Here is a 17672-nt window from a genome sequence, read left to right on the forward strand (position 1 = left end):
CGTTGACGTAGCGATGAATGTTATACAAAGTTATTCCTCTCGCTAATATATGATATATATTATTTTCATCAACACGATGTCTAAAAGCGTACAAACAGGCTCAGATAGATACTCCACAAACCCACTCCATATATATAATATATTATTTGTTCACATACGACGAATTTTTCGCATCAGATTTTTTTTCTGTTTTTTCTTCACTTGGCCCAGAACCTGCTCCTCTCCTGCTGGTTTTTCTGGCAGTTCTCCAGTTTGATCCAGTACTACTGAGCTTTTCGTATGCTTCTCGGTTTTCTCTTCAATCACCTTGTTCTTTCTTTGGACGATCGTTGATTCCGTAAACACTGTAGCTTCTCGTTTATGTGCTTTTGTCTCACTCGTAGCAACTTGCTTTTGTTTTTTAACGGCAGCATCATGAGAACTTTGGATTACTGGTTTCGACTTTTCAATAGGTTTCCGTTCCGTCTTTTCTGAGAAGCCTTTCACTAGCACTTCCCTGCTGAAGTGCTTTTCTAATTCGGCTTCGTGTATAACAGCTCTGGTCTGGGTACTTATGTAGAGGTAAGCTCCATCCGTTTCTCGTATTTCGATGCTGAGTTGACGTAACGTCTGTTTAAACTCGGTCTCTGTCAAGCTTCGGTAAAGGGCTAATCGCTTTTCAATCAGGCTTACTATTGCTCTGCACTCTTTTTTGTGTTGATCTTCTCGATTTGAGAATAGTTCTGTTAACCTGGCATGTGTTGGGCGGCTTGGCAGACTGCTTGCTTTTATGGGTCGATTATTAGCACCCCCTGGATTAACATGTTGGTAGGTGATTCCTGATTGGCTACGCCCAGCTTTCGTATTCATTACAATCCCTTCACAACTCAAGTATTGCTTGAGGCTGTTCACTGATCCAAATGAGTACGTCTCCAATGTCCTTTTTACCTTCTCATCAACTGTCAGCCTGGTCGAATGTTGTTCAACACCTAACTCCTCCGCTACCCTATCTGACTCTCTAGTCACGAATGGTCGTTCGGCCTGCACCAAACCGTGTTTCGTTTCGAGTCGACGACGTACTTTTTGCAAACGGTTCTTGATGAATGTATCCGTGATTTTACGCCCTTCTGCATCCACCGCAACGCTCACCACGTGAATATGCGGGTGTTTCGTATCATGATGCTGGTACATCAGGTAAGGCTGTTTACCAAAACCTATTTCCCTCATTACCTCACCTCCTATGGCTTGCAGCTGATCGACTTTTACCACTTCTTTGGGATGAAACGCAACGGCTAAATGTACCGATGGTTTTTGAATAGCAGGATTGAGACGAGCGTACTGTTCGAGCAGTTGAAGCCTGAACCGCGCATATTTTTGGGCTTTCTCATGATCGGGGTAGTTGGCGATTTGGATACGCTCGGCCTCTCCCTGCTCCACTTTCTGCTCATTGTACCGGAACGCTCCTGCTACATCTTTTCCGGTTAAGATTCGTATAACCATGCTGCGATCTTTTCAATGGTTTCCTGAATCTTAAGAAGCTCTTCGCTTAGCTTATTGCCAACAATAGACTGGGCTTCCTGCTTCCGATCTTCTCCGATTATCTCAGCGATAAGCTGCAATTGGCGCCCCCTTTCCTGTAAATTGATGATGATTGTCAGTAGCAATTCATCTGGTTTCGGCCCCCTGCTTTGCTTCTCTGATAACAATACTTGTTTGAGAAACTGGGCAAACACCAGCTTCCTGCCCGCCTTCGTCTGCTCATATTTTGCCTGTATTTGCCTATTCTCAACGGGAGTTACCCAGCAATTAAGTTTGATAGTCGATCTCTCAGAATCGATTTTAGGAGGTCTTCCCCCTTTACGTGGGCCTGTTTTACTTTTTTCCACCTTTGCGTTGTACACTGCGTACCGTTGATTTTCAACTTATTTTCCATTCTGTTCTAAGTGAGAATGAAAGCAGGGCAGTTTCGCGGGTAGCAAAACACATCTTGCAAATACGTCCTAGTGAGGTGTTGTGTATTCAGATGGCCAGTACAAATATGCTTATGTTCTATCTTTTATCAAAGTGCCGTTGTTGTGCTTAATACAACATATCATTTAAGATCGAACCCACTTAACTTGTCCTTTCTTATTTTGTCCTGTTCGAAGAGATGTAACGTGTTTCAAGAAAAATACACTGCAAGTATTTAATAATCAGCCTTATAAACTAACGCCTTATAATAATATGACCTTGTTATAATATCATACATTAAATCCTCTACTTCACAATATGATTTTATCATAAACTCACAATATGACATTATAGCTGTGTCGTAATATCACATTATTTATAAACAACAATATAATAGTGCAACAATATTAGTTTATTGTTTTAGTGTGTTATTGTGAATTTGCATTGTCATATTATATTTTTACATAAATAAAATATTATCTTAAATACTATATAAAGTAATACTTTATTTACTACCTTATTGACTTACTATCAATTGTACTTAATAATTATTAATTGTATTTAATAAAGAACTTAACTAATAAATACATAAGCATTTATATATTTCTCTTAAAATTGCAATAAATCATAAAAGCGCTTCCAAAATGGCAAAACTGATTTCCGTATGTACCCAGAAGGGGGGTGTCGGTAAAACGACACTGACTATGCTGTTGGCTACCTACTACCATACTACCTTAGGGAAACCGGTAACGGTAATTGATGCTGACTTCCCTCAGCACTCTTTTGATGCAACGCGCCGATCTGAATTAGCAAGCATCCAGAACGACGAAGAGATTCAAAGTCTATATGTAACACTATACCCGGAGATGAATCGTGAGTTGTACAAGGTCTACAAGGGTTCACTCGAGGAATTAGCTATGTTCTTAACCGACCTAAAGGGTAGGGGGGAAGATGAACTAGTCTTCATCGATATGCCTGGTACCATGAACGTCAAAGGTTTCGACCGGGTGGCATCGCAGTTGGATTACGTTATACTACCAATGGAAGCAGATAAGATGAGCTTCACAGCCGGACTGCAAACGTTAGACCTTTTCGACCTCTTCAGGGAAGCAAAGGGAGCGGACTACCAGCTGTTTATGCTCTGGAACAAATACAAGAAATCGGAAAATCCGAGCTTGATGCAGGGAATAGAAAACATTGTGCGGGAACGAGGGAATGTGAAGATACTTGAACACCGGGTAAGTGACTCAGTAACCTGGAAACGGGAACGTTCCACGCTGTTTCCGAGCGACAAGGTTAAAAACCTGGTTGGAGAATTAAATCAGTTACTTAACATCACTCAACCAGTAGGATAAGCCATGGCTAAAAACAAGAAAACCTTAGACGACGCATCCCTACGGGCGATGGCTAACCTGGCAACGGCTTCATCTGACCTCAGCAAGCTACAGGAGAATTACGGGTGGAATGCGGATGAAACCGCGCCAGTCGAACAGCAACCGAAAGTGACTGCAATGGAGGTGTCAGCACCATCAGAACAACCATTAGCAAATGAACCAGTTGATGAATCACCGGTTGTGCCAACAGTGGAGGAGGCAATCCAATCACAAACTGAGGTTTTAAGCAAAGTATCAAAGGAGCCCGCAACGTCAGGTAAAAAGGTGGATAAATACACAAACACGTACTTACAACCTATTAAAGGGTTTGAAAGGCCCACAAAGGTGGCTTACATATCAAAACGCTCACATTCATATATCGCATTTTTACAGCGATACGCTGACCTGACAGGCAGCAAGGTATCAATGCAGGAAATCATGGAGAATATATTCCGACAGCACTTCAGCGACAATAAGGCTGAAATCGAGATGATGAGGACAACAGTACAACAAAAAGAAGCCGAACTACACGAATGATAACACTATGGATCAGTGCATCCCTGCTAGCTCTGACGGGCTGGCAGGGCTACCGGTTAGGAAAAGAGTATGGATGGTGGGGGAGGAGCACAACCCTATCTAAAAAGGGGGAAGTTGCTGAAATACCTTCATCAGAAAACACCATATCAGCTGAGAATGGCTTGGGCCGTTCAAGAACCAACTTTGGGAAGTTACTGGGTGGATTTACAACAACAAACCAACAAGCCCTTGAAACTGATGATAGCAGCATCGATGAAGAGACGGAAGGACCAATTATTGAGCCAGCCACAACCCTGATGCCGAAAGATGGACCTATGAACGAAACGGAGTACCCAGCCGAAACGGATCAGATACCCGAAACGTGCAGCTGGATGGATGAGGAATCTATTTCATTGGTCGACTTTGAAAACGATGATGAATCAAAAAGTGAACAGCCACTTGTGCCGCTGAACGAATATGTAAAGCGAGTACATACAGTTCAACGAAAAATGACGCAACTGAACAAACGACGCAACGCAGATACAAGCTTTGTAAAACAAGAACTAGGGCTATTGATCGATACGTATCAGCTTGAGAATGACCAGGCATTAGATTGGCTTTTCAAACAGCATGAGCAAACGTCTAAACCTGATTACGGCTCGCTCTTCGATCGGATTGAAAGTTTAATAGCCTAAAAAAATTTTGCCCCAATTAAAATACTATATATATTAGCATCGTATTTTCAATATGTATATTATATAATGAAGGCAACTTTGTGCAATTTAGGCATTGTAGGGATGCTTCTACTGAGTCAACAGATTCTCGCCCAAGATGAATTAAAACAGGCAGTTGAGGGTGCAACGACGCAAATAACGAACGCTAGAGCGGGAGCGATCCGACTTGGACAAGCAGCTGCAGCGATAGTGGGAATTGTGGGGGCCATTGCGGTATACAGTAAATGGTCAAACGGAGAGAGTGACGTACGGAAGGCCAGTGCTTCCTGGTTGGGTGGCTTGCTGTTCATAGCCATCGCCTTTATGATTCTAGAGTCCATTTAACTGTAAAAACAACTCAACAATGCAAAATCGCTTTAACCAATCGAAGGGTACTAGCGCGGCCCAACTTATCGCGTTAATTGTGGCAGGCATACTGGTGGCACATATGGCCCCGGCGCAAGGATTAAGTACTCAAGGGTTGAGCACGGCGGCAACACAGGTCAGAGGAGCGTTCACGATCGTAACGAATTTGATGTACGCCGTTTGTGCCATCATAGGCATTGTTGGTGCCATTTCAGTCTATAGCAAGTGGTCAAACGGAGATCCTGATACCCGGAAAGCAGCAGCCTCCTGGTTTGGCGCGCTCATTTTTGCGGGATTGGTCGTAGTGACACTGTCGGCCGTATTCGGAGCTTAATATGTTTCGAGTTAATAAAGGAGTGGATAGGCCACCTCAGGTACTCGGCATCAGAGGAATGAATTTCCTGATGGTCTTGGGAGGAGCAGCTGTTGGACTGCTGGTTGTAAGTACGTTCATTATGATCGTAACTGGCTGGTCAGGATTGATCTGTTATGGTACGTACCTGGTTGGGCTGATTGTACTCTATGGACAACTGGTACGGATTTCCCGGGTGCATGGGGAACGGGGAATGGCCCGAACACAGGGACGGGGCAGACAGCCTAAATTGATCATGGTTAGAAGTTCGGGGGTATATAAACAACTGAGGCATGAACCTAAAAAGTAAAGCTATTCATGACGTGTTTCCCCTAAGAGCCATTGAGCAGGATTGCCTCATATCGGTTCACGGGGATTTGACCGTTTGCTTCGCCGTTAGCTTACCAGAAATATTTACCCTGAATGCAAGTTTCGATGGGGTAGGGGAGGGGCGCGTTGAGCAGGGAGATTACATCACCCTGTGCAACGTATGGACAAAAGCGTTAGGTGTACTGCCAAGCTATACGATCCTGCACAAACAGGATTGGTTCGTAGAAGAAAACTATCAAACTTCAGGCGAAGGAGCAGGCACAACGCAACGCACATTCCTTGATCGGGCCAGTGATCGCCATTTCAATGAGCGTCCCTACCTCCACCACGAGTGCTACCTGTATTTAACCAAAACCCATCCAGAACGACGGGACGTGAGTGCGGTCAAAACATCGCTGGCGCGTGGTCGACTGGTACCAAAGGAAGTAGGGGATAAGCACAAAGTTGAGGAGTTCTTTAACAGCGTTGAGCAGTTCACTTCGATTCTGGAAAGTAGCCGGTTAATTGGCCTGCGTCGGCTACGATCAGCCGAATTGGCCGGTACGAGCGAAAAAGCGGGCTTGTTAGAGCGATATATGAGTTTATCGCTCCGCGATGAGGTAGTAACGCTGGCGGATTTAGAGATGGATGAGGAGTTACGGGTTGGGGGGAAGTATGCCAAATTCTACACAATCTCGGATATTGACGATCTGCCCGAGTGGGTACACACCAATAACCGGGTTGAAGCACTCTCCACAGAAAGGTCGAATGTGTCGGTAAGCTATGCGGCTCCGATTTCGCTGATGCTACCTTGTAATCACATTTACAACCAGTACATCTTTATCGAGGATAAGCAGGCGGCATTCCCCAAATTAGAGCAACGGGCTACACAAATGAGGTCACTGGCCAACTTTGGGAAGGATAACGAAGTGAACGCCATGCTACTGAACCAGTATCTAAGCTATGCAGCTGAGACTGGTTTTACGCCGGTACGTTCTCATTTCAACATTCAGGTCTGGACCGAAGACAGAAGCCGTTTACCAGTACTGCGCAATCTGGTTTCTTCAGCCATCGCCAAGTTAGGCGTTCGTCCCCGTGAAAACACGAAGGACGCGTTGGGTCTATTCTGGGCAGGCATACCAGGTAACGCGGCCGATCTGCCCAGTGAAGACAAATACTGGTCTTTTGTGCCGCAATCAGTGTGTCTGCTCAACCAGGAAACAAACTACTATGATTCTGTCTCGCTCTACGGCGTGAAACTGGTTGAGCGGATGAGCGGAAAGCCGTTACTGGTCGACTTATCCGATCACCCCATGAACAAAGGGTGGGTAACGAATCGGAACAAGTTCATACTGGGTCCATCGGGCAGCGGCAAATCGTTCTTTACCAACCATGCACTGCGAAGTTTTCACGTTCAGGGTAGCCATGCCGTCATTGTTGATGTTGGCCACTCGTACCGCGGACTGTGCGATATGCTGGGTGGGCTGTATCTTACTTATTCAGAAGAAGAACCGATTAACTTCAATCCATTCTTTATCGAAAACCGCCTGCTCCCCGACGTCGAGAAGAAAGAAGCCATCAAGGTACTGCTGCAGACGCTCTGGAAACGAAGTGACGAACGGCAAACGATGTCAGAATACACCGCGCTTTCGGATGCAGTAACGCAATATTTCGAAAGTTACCTGCCCAATAATCCGGATACCTTCCCCTGTTTCAACTCGTTCTACGAGTTTATGCAGTCAGATTTCCCCCGGTACCTGGACGAACACAAAGTACAAATCGGCTATTTCGATTATGATAACTTCATCTATGTACTACGGCCCTTTTACAGGGGTGGCGAATACGAGGAGCTACTCAATAGCCGGGCTAATCTGGATCTGCTGAACATACCCTTTATCGTATTTGAGCTGGACAACATCAAGGATCACCCGATCCTGTTCCCGGTGGTTACGATTATCATCATGGACACTTTCATTTCAAAAATGAGAAAGCTGAATGGGGTTCGGAAGATAATTCTCATTGAAGAGGCCTGGAAAGCCATCATGAAAGATGGGATGGCTGAATACATCAAATACCTCTACAAAACGGTACGTAAGTTTTTCGGGGAAGCCTGGATCGTCACGCAGGAAGTGGACGACATCATTGGCAACAAGATCGTTAAAGACTCGATCATCAACAATGCCGACACCAAGATCCTGCTCGACCAGCGCAAGTACCGCAACAAGTTTTCCCACGTAAAGGATTTGCTGGCCCTGACAGATAAGGAGAAAGATCTTTGCCTGTCATTGAACAGGGACCTCGACCCAAAGCGGAAATATAAAGAGGTCTTTATCTCCTGGGGAGGACAAGAATCAAAAGTATATGGCGTCGAAGTATCGACCGAAGAGTATCTGGCCTATTCAACCGAGCAAAACGAAAAAAATCGGCTCGAAGAAAAGGTGGCAACCTACGGCGGTAATTACGACTTAGCCCTGCGCGACTACGCCGACGAAGTGAAGACCGGCACCCTCGTTAGTCGCTAAATCTGCGAATCTATTTCTATACTGAAGTGAAGCAGTCTGTTAACAAACTGCTCTTGACAAGCCTTTGCCTTTTTGGTTGGATGTACCCCATTCAGGCCGGTGTTAGGAGCGTACCAAATGGCTTACACGTTAAGTCGGCGATGGCTGAAGTGGACACCACAAATCCGGGTCAGCCTCCACAACAAAGGCCACCAGGACAGACGTTGCTTGGTGGTTTAGGCGATGAGTTATCCGGAGAAATCGAGAGTATCATCGGCGAAACAGAGAATTCCATAATGCAGGGTATTCAGGATGAACTTACCGGATTGCTTGGTAACGCCCTGGGCCAACTATTTGACGTCTCGCCTATCTCGGCTGTTAAATCCCTCCAGTCGATGGTGAAGGACGGTTTATCCAAGCAGCAAAAGATCGAGTATCAAAACTATAAGGTAGACTACGCCTGGAAAAAAGCACACATGGAGCTCTCGCCTGCCTTTGCTACATACTATCGGGAGCTAAATCTGAACCAGCTTACCGGTGCCATTGGGGCCAGTAAGAAAGCGGCCGACAAATTTCTGAATACGTCAGCATTTACGGCTAAAGAAGCGGCAGCAATGCGACAGGTTTTACAGGGGGTTGCTGAGACGAGCGATTTGGAAGCTGAGGTTAAAACGATTATTAACCTCGGCGGTAAACCGGTGTGGATGTCAGAAGGAGAACGGTTATCGGCCCTAAACGCCGTGCGAACGGACCTTTACGACCGAATTAAGCGGACCAATCAGACATTAGCCCTAATCCGAGCGACCTATCAATTCCGATCTCGGGAAATAGCTAAAAACGCTTATAGGCAGGGATTGTACAAACAAAACTCAACGCTCAACCGGACAGTAAGCACCCGCACCACTACCTACCAAACCAGATGAAAAAGCGAACACTATACTGGGTTTGGCTCGGCTGCGTAGCTGGTACTGCCAACGCACAGATGCCCTCCGCCAATGCAATACCAACTGGAAACAGGGGTAGCAACGTCATTCAATCCGAGATAGACCAACTATTAAGCGTGTCAGAAAGCGACATAATGGCGGGTTTAAAAGATGCTGGACTCGACTATGGTGAGCTCATAAAAGAAAAGGTCATGGACGAGGTAGTCAAAGGGATTGCTAATGCTACTGTACTGGCTCCTATTGCTACCGAGATCATGGAGCAATACCAGAAACAGAAGAATAAGGACCTCGCCAAAGCCATCGAGAAGTTGAAGAGAACGTGGAAAGATGGCCAGGAACGGATCAACAAAGTTCGTTATCAGGATTTCAAAGTCAAATACACCTATCAGCAGGCAATGAATAAAGCCCCGTTAGACGTGATGCAAGGCACCCGTCGCCAGGCCATTGACGAGTCAGTAAAGGCATTGTGGACAGATGGGCTGCCTGTCGCCATAACAATCACAGATCCCACCAATGCTCGGCTGATGAAAGAGGACATTGATGCGCGCTATCCAAACGAGGACATTGGCTGGACAGTGTTAGCCTCAGCTCGCTCGTCGTTGCTAGCCGATGACAAAACATTGAAGGCAAAAATGGCCCTCGTTGAGAAGCAGGGTCAAACGGCCTACCTATCACCAGCGGACCGGCTTCGGCTGCTTCGCGAAATTGATAAGGAAAGCAAGGCCCGTCGCACAACGCTACTGGCGATGGACAAAATCACTTCGCAGGGGCTGGACTACTACAAATACCAACGTAATCGGAAAGCTTACCAAACTAAATACCTACGAACCCAATCGTATCGCTAAACCTCAACTGTATGCAAGCAATTCTGTTGGTTTCGCCCGTCCTGGAAACATCGATCGACGAAGTGTTCACCCAGTTCTCAGATGGATTTGGGGCATTGGTTGCCTTTGGTCAGGCTATTGGCTTCATCGGTGCACTTTGCTATGTGTTTTACCGGATCTGGGGGCACATGTCCCGGGCCGAGCCCATCGACGTGTATCCGCTGCTCCGCCCCTTCGCCCTGGCCCTTTGCCTGCTTAGCTATCCGCTGTTGGTCAAAGGTATGGTAGGTATCGGGCGATTGCTTGATAAAGGAACCGGCTCCATGGTGGCCAGTCAAAAAGCGGAAGTAGAGCGCTTGAACCAGGTCAAAAAAGCAAAAGTCAAAGAGAATTGGGATAAGATTCTCATTCCGCCCGGCGAAGATGGCGAGATCGGCACCTGGGATGTTGTCAAGACTGTATTCGGCCCCACAGGTAGCGGTAACAGTTTGGTGGGAAATGCCGTGAGCGGGGTCATGCAGTATTATTTTGATCAGTTTCTGAGTTGGCTGGGGGAAATCTTCTACGATCTGGCGGCTATTTACATCAAACTGATCAGCACATTCTTTTTGATCGTACTGGCGCTCACCGGCCCAATCACCTTTGGCCTAGCCACCTTCGAATGGTTTTACTCCGGTCTAGCGGCCTGGTTCTCGCGCCTGATCCATATCCTGCTGTACATTCCGCTGGTCAATATTCTGGGTTCGATTCTGGAGACAATCCATATCTCCATGCTGAATCAGGATCTGGCCGTTTTCGATGAGCAGCTGCGATCGGGAAATACCGGCATGGGTTCGTCCGATTGGGGCTTAATCATTTTCTATTTCATTGGCGCTGGAGCGTACCTGTCAATCCCAAAAGTAGCCTCCTACATCATCGAATCTACCGGGGTGGGTGATGCAATCAGTTCAGCCACACAACCAACGGCAATAGTAGCCGGGGCCAGCACAGGCCAGGCAGCCGGGGCTGGAGCAGCCTCACTAGGTCGAACCGTTGCCAGTGCTTTCTCATCGTCAAAATCGCAACCGACCTCAAACAGCATCTAACATGAACGGACAATTTCGTTACCTGACCAATTTAGAAACATCCTTCAAAATGGTGCGCTGGATGGCCATCATTGCGGTAATTGGAAGCCTCGCGTTCGCGCTGGGTGTAGCCTACTGGGCTTTCGCCGAGGTGTCGGCCAGTCGCCAGAAAGTGTACGTACTAGACAATGGAAAGTCCATTATGGTAGCCCTCGCTCAGGAGCAGAATATCAACCGGCCAGCTGAAGCAAAAGACCATATCAAGACATTTCATCGACTCTTTTTCACGCTTGAGCCCGACGAGAAACAGGTGGAAGGTAATATCCGAGAAGCAACGTATCTGGGCGATCGCTCGGTTGTCAGGTTGTATCAGGATTTGCAGGAAGCGGGATATTATGGACAGTTGATTCAGGGTAACGTACACCAGAAGGTAGAGATTGATAAAGTCGAGGTCAATTTTAGCCAATCGCCCTATCGTGTTGTCACCAGCGGACGGCAACTGCTGATTCGGGCGAACAACATTACCATCCGAAAATTAGTGACGGAATGCTACCTCATTGATGTGGCCAGGACGGACAATAACCCGCATGGCTTCATGATTGAGCGGTTCAAGGTGGTCCAGAATCAGGACATCGAAACGGTTCAGCGGTCCAACCAGACTTCGAATCTATGAACAGGCCACATCATGCGTACTGGCGGTTATGGCGCAGACTTGTTGTCCGAAAACTAAGGGGGTGGGAAAGTCGACCTGTATCTCAGCGAAAATGGCACGTGCTGGCCGCATTTTTTACCCTTCTGCTACTGGGTGGGTGGTCCGTGAGTATGAATCTGTCGCACCAGCCACCTGCCCTGCCATACTCTTTCTCCAAGGGTCAACCATTAACCCCGAAGGTATCTAATCATTCAGAAACCCAACGTGTAACTCATGAACCTTACCGATCCGACTCAACCAGAAAATTACATCGATAATCCTTTACCAGCGGATATACCTGATGCGACCGAAGCACCAACGGCTCGCAAATCGTTTCAGGACGTTTTGAAAGACAAACGATTTTGGATGACGGCCCCCGTGTTATTACTCGCACTGGGATCAACCGGGTACTTCCTGATATCGGGGACTGAGAGCAAACAAATGCCGCTCATCAACAATGTGAACGCTACGATCCCTAACGCACAAACCGACAGCGTACCCAAGTCTAAGTTGGAGTTACAGGCAGCCCAGCAGCGACAAGGCTTAAATAGTCAGTCTACCGTCAACGGTATGCAAACTGGTGTTGTCCCTGCACTACCTGAATCAGCGCCCTCTACGGGTTTACCTGCTACGCTAGACCCCTATGTATACAAGCAAAAGCGGATGCCCGAAGCAATCGATCCGGAATTTGCCGCGATGGACTCGTTGTATAACCCTTCGCCCCCTCCGCGTCAAAACAGGGTAGGAGGTAGGCCCCGTCCAACCAATCGAATTCGGGCGGTCTCAACAGGTTATGCCCAAACGGTACTTCCTGATGAATTTGATGAGGAGGCATTGCCCAGACGAGATGTGCAGAAACAAGTAGAGGATAGACAGCGATTACTGGCTTTATTGACAGAGTACAAGCGGGACAAAGAAGCCAAGGCGGCTATTGCCCGCGAAGGGGAGCGGCCGCGTAAGGCAGAATCAGGAGCTGTCGTCTCTACGTTGGGGGAAACCACCAATCGACGATTGAATGGTTTCTATGGGTTATACACACAGGACCAGAAAGGGGGTCAGGAATCGGCTTTAACGGAAGATCTGGGCACCATCCGGGCGGTCATTCATCAAGATCAGCAAATTACCGATGGAGGACGGGTACAGCTTCGCCTACTGGAGCCAGTGACTGTACGTGGTATTCTCATTCCGGCCAATACACTGGTTTTCGGTACTGGCAGTTTTGGGACAGAACGCGTGGGTATTACACTGAGTAATCTTCAGTACGAAGGACAAATATTTCCAATCAAGCTCACAGTGCACGATATGGACGGTATGCCTGGCGTGTTCGTACCGAACGTGCTGGCCGCACAGGAAGGAAAGCAACTTCTGGGACAGACCATTGGTGGGGCCAACTACAATTTGAATGGTATCTCAGCCAATAGCGCCAAAGCAGACGCAGCAATGGCCGGCATATCAGCTGCACAATTAGGCCTCTCTGGTGCTCGAAGCATTCTTCAACGAAAGATTGTCCAACAGAAGGCTACACTGAAAGGAAACTATTATGTACTGCTCAAATGAGCTTAGCCAGGTAATTACTGAACTATATGAAACGACTCATTATTTCTGTTAGCGCGCTCCTCATCCTATCGGGTCCGGGTATGGCGCAACGCAAACCAACGTATATCAAGCGTACGTACGCAAAATTGATAAACAAGCGGGACGTACCGGCCCGGTCTCCCATCCCTGAAAGCCCTGTGCTGTTAGTTCAGCAACAAACGGTTGGTAAGCCAGACAGCACGCTTCGAGCTGAAAGTAAGTTTGCCGTAAACTTCCCTGAGAACAAGCCGGTATCGGCTTCAGGGGCTCCGCGCACTTCTCCAGAAGCGCTTATACAACCCCAGCACATAATCCGCTCGTACTACGTCGATTTGGCGTACAACAAAACGGTATCGATTATTTTCCCAACGGCCGTACTTTCGGTCGACCTGGGAAGCCGCAGCATTATGGCCGACAAAGCGGCTGATGTAGAGAACGTACTGAAAGTAAAAGCGTCGCAAATAGGCTTCAACGAAACTAACTTTTCGGTGATGACTACCGACGGCAAGTTTTACAGCTTTGTGGTCAACTACAATGAAACGCCAGCGGTCCTGGCACTCAACCTGGCAGGGTCTGGAAAAACGGAGCCGGGAAGCCAAGCCAGTCAGATTAACTTAAACGATCGCACCCAATCTGTAAATGGTCTCGATGGCCAGGAAGGAAATATTCAGTTTGCGGGGCGGTCCGCCGGTGCGGTGAAAGCAACGCAGTCAGACATCGTTTATGCCAGTGATCGCATACTACGCAATCGTGGCCGGGGAAAGCGGGGAACTGAGGCCAACAAGATGGAGGCTCGATTACGGGGGCTATATGTGAAAGACAACGTGCTTTATTATCGGCTAGCCATCGAGAATGAATCGAATCTTAACTACGACATCGATTACGTGCGGTACTTCATCGTAGATGGCAAAACGGCAAAACTGACCTCCCGGCAGGAAATTGAATTACGGCCTATCTATGTGCATAACGAAGCAATTACCACGGTGCGTGGACATCAAAGGGTCGAGCGTGTATACGCCTTTCAGCGGTTTACTATACCGGGCAATAAGCAGTTGCTGATTGTGATTGGCGAACAGAATGGCGGTCGGGAACTAGCATTTCAGGTACAGAACAAGGACATCATGAAGGCCCGGCCATTATAAGGGCACTATCTACCAAACAGAAAAGCTCCGTCACAAGCGGAGCTTTTTGCATTTATTCTATTCCTTACCGACGTTCTTGTTGACGCAATCGACGACTCATCTGGTCAATATCGCGTTGCAGTTTGTCAATGCGCTGCCGTTGCCGCTGCTGCACAAAGCCACGAATGAAGAAAAACAGGAAGAAAACTACGAATCCAATTACCATCGCTCACACTCCTTTCTACCCGTCAACCGGATTTAAGTCTATTTAGCCGAAAGGTATAGTAAAGTGTGTATTTTGTCAAGTATTGGCAGTGTGCACTTCAAATTAAAGAGTAGACCCAGCTTGCTACCTTACGTGCATTTACTTGATGTATCGTTTTTCCGTCAAATGTACTCGGTCAGTGAATCGGTGATGATTTTTACTAGTTGTGAATTTACCGTAGTGTTTTTAAAAGTATGTGGCCGGGCTTTAACCCGGCCACATACGTGTTAGGCCGCTACAACATCCGAAGCTATTTCTTCAGTTACGTCATTTAGTACATAGTTGACTGCTTTCTGAGCCTGTCCCGATGCCCGGAAAATTAGCGTTTTGTCGCCTTTCAAAGCCGACAGCCAATTTTGCAGGTACGCGGCCGCATTGGTCAAAAGCCGGTGGTCTGTCAGGTCAAGGCCGCAACTGCTGGCCAAATAACAGGCTCCGATTTCGGCTGTTAATTCTTCTTTGGCGTATAACTCCCCACCAAACCCATCAGAATGGACCAACTCCTCCCGGTTCAGGCGGTCGCGGTGGCCAGTTGAGTGAATCAGTTCATGAAACAAAACGCAGTAATAAGCTTCCAGGCAATCGAAAGCAGTAGGGCGGGGCATATTCACGACATCGCGCAACGGGCTGTAATAAGCACGGGCAGGATCAATATGCACGATTTCGGGTGCATTTGAATAACCTGAATATACGGCATCACAGGCATTGTAGTTATACACATCGTCAAGAGCATCAGGTGTTTTCAACTCCGGCAAATCAATAGTTACTCCTTCTACGTCGGCCACATTGAAAACGAAATAATGCTTAAGGAGCGGGAAGCCCACCTTTTTGATTTTGGCCTCGCCTTTGTTGTTCGTTACTTCCTTTTCTTTCTCCAGCACACTCCAGAAAACGACCATATTACCCCGCGCACCTTTGCGAATATTTCCCCCTAATTCTGTTGCCTGTTTGAAGGTCAGAAAATACGGGCGTTCATAGCTAGCGCATCCCAAAAGGACACTATTGATACCCGTATAGGAGCGTTTGCTTATGTAATTTTGAGCCACCTCAACCTGCCCATCTTTCAGGATACCCCACCGTTTGCGCCATGGGATACGGCCTTTTTCAAGCTCGTCGACGATGAGATCAGTAACCCGGGCGTATAGATCCATACTGCCCCGCTGTGCGGAAGCCTTTGCATTCTGCATTATAATCGCCCGAAGTAACACGTCGGTGCCGCGCAATAGGAACACTATAAAGATACGGCACTTCTGGCACCCATACAACATATATAGTTGATATACAGAAGTTTACACCTAACCCTTCGCCCCCTTTCGTCTTTAAGCTTTGTGTAAAAGATGTGTATCTCCAGTGGCAAAAGTTGTGCGTGCTTTAGTGTTAGCGTGCATCGTGAATGGATGGCTACTCTTCAGTGGCTATCCGGGATGTAGAATTAGGTCATACGGCTCCGCTGCTCGCAAGGAGTGGTATGACCCGTGAAACGCGTGTGCAGCTCGCAGAAAGTTAAAACGCCTGAGTCAGAGCAGAGGCTTCCTGGCTCAGGCGTTTTTTGATGCCTAAATTTTTTCGAGATACTCGACACTAACTTCTGCTTCGCGTTGCTCCTGGTCGATACTGACCATAACATTGAACCGACTATAGCCGGTCACGATGCCGGTAGCTCCAGTACTGGTTAACCGCACTCGGTCACCAACGGCTGGTTTTGGTGGCAGTGGTTTGTAGAACCGCTTAAAATGTTTGCAATAAGTCAAACCAAGTTGCCCGGCACGGTTGAACAAATAGCGCCAAGCCAGGCGGTACTCTTCACCGGCAAATTTCCAATCGTACCCCTTAACCAGATCTTTGCCTGCTACGGTCAGTTGGTTGTCTTTGGTCATGGCTGAAATCCGAATCCTGAATTCTTCTAGCGTTCTGCCGGATGGGGTAGGAGCGGAGTAGGCTGACCCCTGAGAGTTTTGTGTGTTGACCATTGCTTTAGTTGCCCGACTTCGAAACGGACGACCGGTCAGGAGTCGGGCGTTAACTGGTTTTAGTGATCATTCATGGTTACTGTATCATAATAGCCCTGAATCATGGGGACCAGATATAGGTCGATTGTTTCACTGTCTATACCCGTATACTGACTAACCTGCTCAATCCATGCTTGTCCGATCTGCGCATCAACCCGACAAGCGGCCAACCGAATCAGCTTTTCATTCCCTGCTACCAGGCATATCAGGTCAGCCGGGGTAATAGCAAAAACTGGGGCTATTCGGGCCATGTGAAAGGCCACGTAAGTAGGGTCTGCCGTTAGTCGATTCCATAAATTTGCTTGTGCTGTTTCCATAGGCTTGAGCGTTACTCTTTAAGGGTGAAGTTCTCATCAACATCATGCACTAGATTGGTAGGTACGTATGATTGCACTAAACCCGTTATGCGCTCAATTGTAGAAATCAGTTCCTGTGCCTCTACCTGCTCAATGACTATTTCGGTAAACTGCTGATGGTTGATAATGAAAAAGCTTACCTGATATCCGACTCCGTTCTGCTGGCCTTCCACACGAATCGATGTAAACCGGGTGCCTTTCATTTTCCATTGCAACGCATTCTTGCGGTTATCTGGCTTCAACGTTGTTGCCTTCATTCGGGCGAAAGCAACCTGACCAATTTGATTATAAATTGCCTGGACACATGGGTTCATTGTATGTCTCGGTTGGCAAATAGAATAGTTGCCGTTCATAGCTGGGAGCATTGGCCGCCAACTCGACGGGTTTGTTGATAAAGGAAAAACAAGGTGGCTTCGATGGCTTTACCAAACAGCCAATCCGCTTCGTCCGGGTCACATTGGTGAGCCGGGTTTTCAATGTCGGCGGCTTCTAGTCCCCGCCACATATCAGCATCTGCAAAAGGGTCAGAGAACACAAATCCCTGCTCCCGCGCCTGGGCAATTAGGTCGCGATTCAGGCGGTTGTCAATACCCTGCCTTATCGGGCAGGTCGCTACTGAATACATCATGGATTCGCCCGATGTAACACGTCGGTGCCGCGCAATGGGGACACTATAAAGATACGAAAATAGCGTTACCTATACAAGCTATATAGCTGACTTATAGTTTTTTAGGATAAAATCCTACTCCCTTTTGTCAAGTACC

General features: G+C 47.3%; 21 protein-coding genes. 14 read left to right on the plus strand and 7 right to left on the minus strand.

Annotated features, from left to right (window positions below):
- Nucleotides 1–150: 150 nt before the first annotated feature.
- Both ACYVJM_RS30390 and ACYVJM_RS30395 read right to left on the minus strand, forming a co-directional pair.
- Nucleotides 151–1479 carry a relaxase/mobilization nuclease domain-containing protein gene (locus tag ACYVJM_RS30390; protein ID WP_461151887.1) on the minus strand — a complete coding sequence of 443 codons (1329 nt, stop codon included), beginning with the start codon at nt 1477–1479 and terminating at the stop codon, nt 151–153.
- Entirely contained in the window at nt 1461–1880 is a 420-nt protein-coding gene (locus ACYVJM_RS30395) for a hypothetical protein (protein WP_461151888.1), read from the minus strand. Before ACYVJM_RS30395 ends, ACYVJM_RS30390 begins: the two co-directional genes overlap by 19 nt.
- A 693-nt stretch (nt 1881–2573) precedes the next feature.
- Between ACYVJM_RS30395 and ACYVJM_RS30400 the strand changes: the two genes are divergently transcribed.
- From ACYVJM_RS30400 to ACYVJM_RS30465, 14 genes are all read left to right on the plus strand, one after another.
- On the plus strand, nt 2574–3284 hold the full coding sequence (locus tag ACYVJM_RS30400) for a ParA family protein (protein WP_461151889.1): 711 nt from the start codon (nt 2574–2576) through the stop codon (nt 3282–3284).
- 3 nt (nt 3285–3287) lie between these two features.
- A complete protein-coding gene (locus ACYVJM_RS30405) occupies nt 3288–3839 on the plus strand; it encodes a DUF3408 domain-containing protein (RefSeq protein WP_461151890.1) in 552 nt (183 codons plus the stop codon).
- A complete protein-coding gene (locus ACYVJM_RS30410) occupies nt 3836–4513 on the plus strand; it encodes a hypothetical protein (RefSeq protein WP_461151891.1) in 678 nt (225 codons plus the stop codon). The genes ACYVJM_RS30405 and ACYVJM_RS30410 overlap by 4 nt, the downstream gene beginning before the upstream one ends.
- A 102-nt stretch (nt 4514–4615) precedes the next feature.
- Nucleotides 4616–4876: a DUF4134 family protein gene (locus ACYVJM_RS30415; protein WP_461151911.1), complete on the plus strand. Its 261-nt coding sequence runs from the start codon at nt 4616–4618 to the stop codon at nt 4874–4876.
- A 19-nt stretch (nt 4877–4895) separates the two neighbouring features.
- Complete coding sequence (locus ACYVJM_RS30420; protein WP_461151892.1) at nt 4896–5231, plus strand: DUF4134 domain-containing protein; 336 nt, start codon at nt 4896–4898, stop codon at nt 5229–5231.
- A gap of 1 nt (nt 5232) precedes the next feature.
- On the plus strand, nt 5233–5559 hold the full coding sequence (locus tag ACYVJM_RS30425; protein ID WP_166693938.1) for a DUF4133 domain-containing protein: 327 nt from the start codon (nt 5233–5235) through the stop codon (nt 5557–5559).
- On the plus strand, nt 5543–8080 hold the full coding sequence (locus ACYVJM_RS30430) for a TraG family conjugative transposon ATPase (RefSeq protein ID WP_461151893.1): 2538 nt from the start codon (nt 5543–5545) through the stop codon (nt 8078–8080). Before ACYVJM_RS30425 ends, ACYVJM_RS30430 begins: the two co-directional genes overlap by 17 nt.
- A 53-nt stretch (nt 8081–8133) precedes the next feature.
- Nucleotides 8134–8982: a hypothetical protein gene (locus ACYVJM_RS30435; RefSeq protein WP_461151894.1), complete on the plus strand. Its 849-nt coding sequence runs from the start codon at nt 8134–8136 to the stop codon at nt 8980–8982.
- Entirely contained in the window at nt 8979–9848 is an 870-nt protein-coding gene (locus ACYVJM_RS30440) for a hypothetical protein (RefSeq protein WP_461151895.1), read from the plus strand. Before ACYVJM_RS30435 ends, ACYVJM_RS30440 begins: the two co-directional genes overlap by 4 nt.
- An 11-nt stretch (nt 9849–9859) precedes the next feature.
- Nucleotides 9860–10912 (plus strand): hypothetical protein, encoded by a 1053-nt coding sequence (locus tag ACYVJM_RS30445; RefSeq protein ID WP_461151896.1) that lies wholly within the window; start codon nt 9860–9862, stop codon nt 10910–10912.
- A 1-nt stretch (nt 10913) separates the two neighbouring features.
- A complete protein-coding gene (traK, locus tag ACYVJM_RS30450; RefSeq protein ID WP_461151897.1) occupies nt 10914–11564 on the plus strand; it encodes a conjugative transposon protein TraK in 651 nt (216 codons plus the stop codon).
- 252 nt (nt 11565–11816) lie between these two features.
- On the plus strand, nt 11817–13139 hold the full coding sequence (gene traM / locus ACYVJM_RS30455) for a conjugative transposon protein TraM (protein WP_461151898.1): 1323 nt from the start codon (nt 11817–11819) through the stop codon (nt 13137–13139).
- A gap of 26 nt (nt 13140–13165) precedes the next feature.
- Nucleotides 13166–14299 (plus strand): conjugative transposon protein TraN, encoded by a 1134-nt coding sequence (gene traN / locus ACYVJM_RS30460; RefSeq protein WP_461151899.1) that lies wholly within the window; start codon nt 13166–13168, stop codon nt 14297–14299.
- A gap of 76 nt (nt 14300–14375) precedes the next feature.
- Entirely contained in the window at nt 14376–14540 is a 165-nt protein-coding gene (locus ACYVJM_RS30465) for a hypothetical protein (RefSeq protein WP_461151900.1), read from the plus strand.
- Between the two features lie 230 nt (nt 14541–14770).
- Here the strand turns inward: ACYVJM_RS30465 and ACYVJM_RS30470 are convergent, their stop codons facing one another.
- From ACYVJM_RS30470 to ACYVJM_RS30490, 5 genes are all read right to left on the minus strand, one after another.
- Nucleotides 14771–15730: an ArdC family protein gene (locus ACYVJM_RS30470; RefSeq protein ID WP_461151901.1), complete on the minus strand. Its 960-nt coding sequence runs from the start codon at nt 15728–15730 to the stop codon at nt 14771–14773.
- A 369-nt stretch (nt 15731–16099) separates the two neighbouring features.
- Nucleotides 16100–16513 carry a hypothetical protein gene (locus ACYVJM_RS30475; protein WP_461151902.1) on the minus strand — a complete coding sequence of 138 codons (414 nt, stop codon included), beginning with the start codon at nt 16511–16513 and terminating at the stop codon, nt 16100–16102.
- Between the two features lie 59 nt (nt 16514–16572).
- Nucleotides 16573–16869 carry a hypothetical protein gene (locus ACYVJM_RS30480; RefSeq protein WP_461151903.1) on the minus strand — a complete coding sequence of 99 codons (297 nt, stop codon included), beginning with the start codon at nt 16867–16869 and terminating at the stop codon, nt 16573–16575.
- Between the two features lie 11 nt (nt 16870–16880).
- Nucleotides 16881–17222, minus strand: a complete 342-nt coding sequence (locus ACYVJM_RS30485) for a hypothetical protein (RefSeq protein WP_461151904.1) — start codon at nt 17220–17222, stop codon at nt 16881–16883.
- A 35-nt stretch (nt 17223–17257) separates the two neighbouring features.
- A complete protein-coding gene (locus tag ACYVJM_RS30490) occupies nt 17258–17536 on the minus strand; it encodes a hypothetical protein (RefSeq protein ID WP_461151905.1) in 279 nt (92 codons plus the stop codon).
- Nucleotides 17537–17672: the final 136 nt, after the last annotated feature.

Source organism: Spirosoma pulveris, assembly GCF_054781875.1.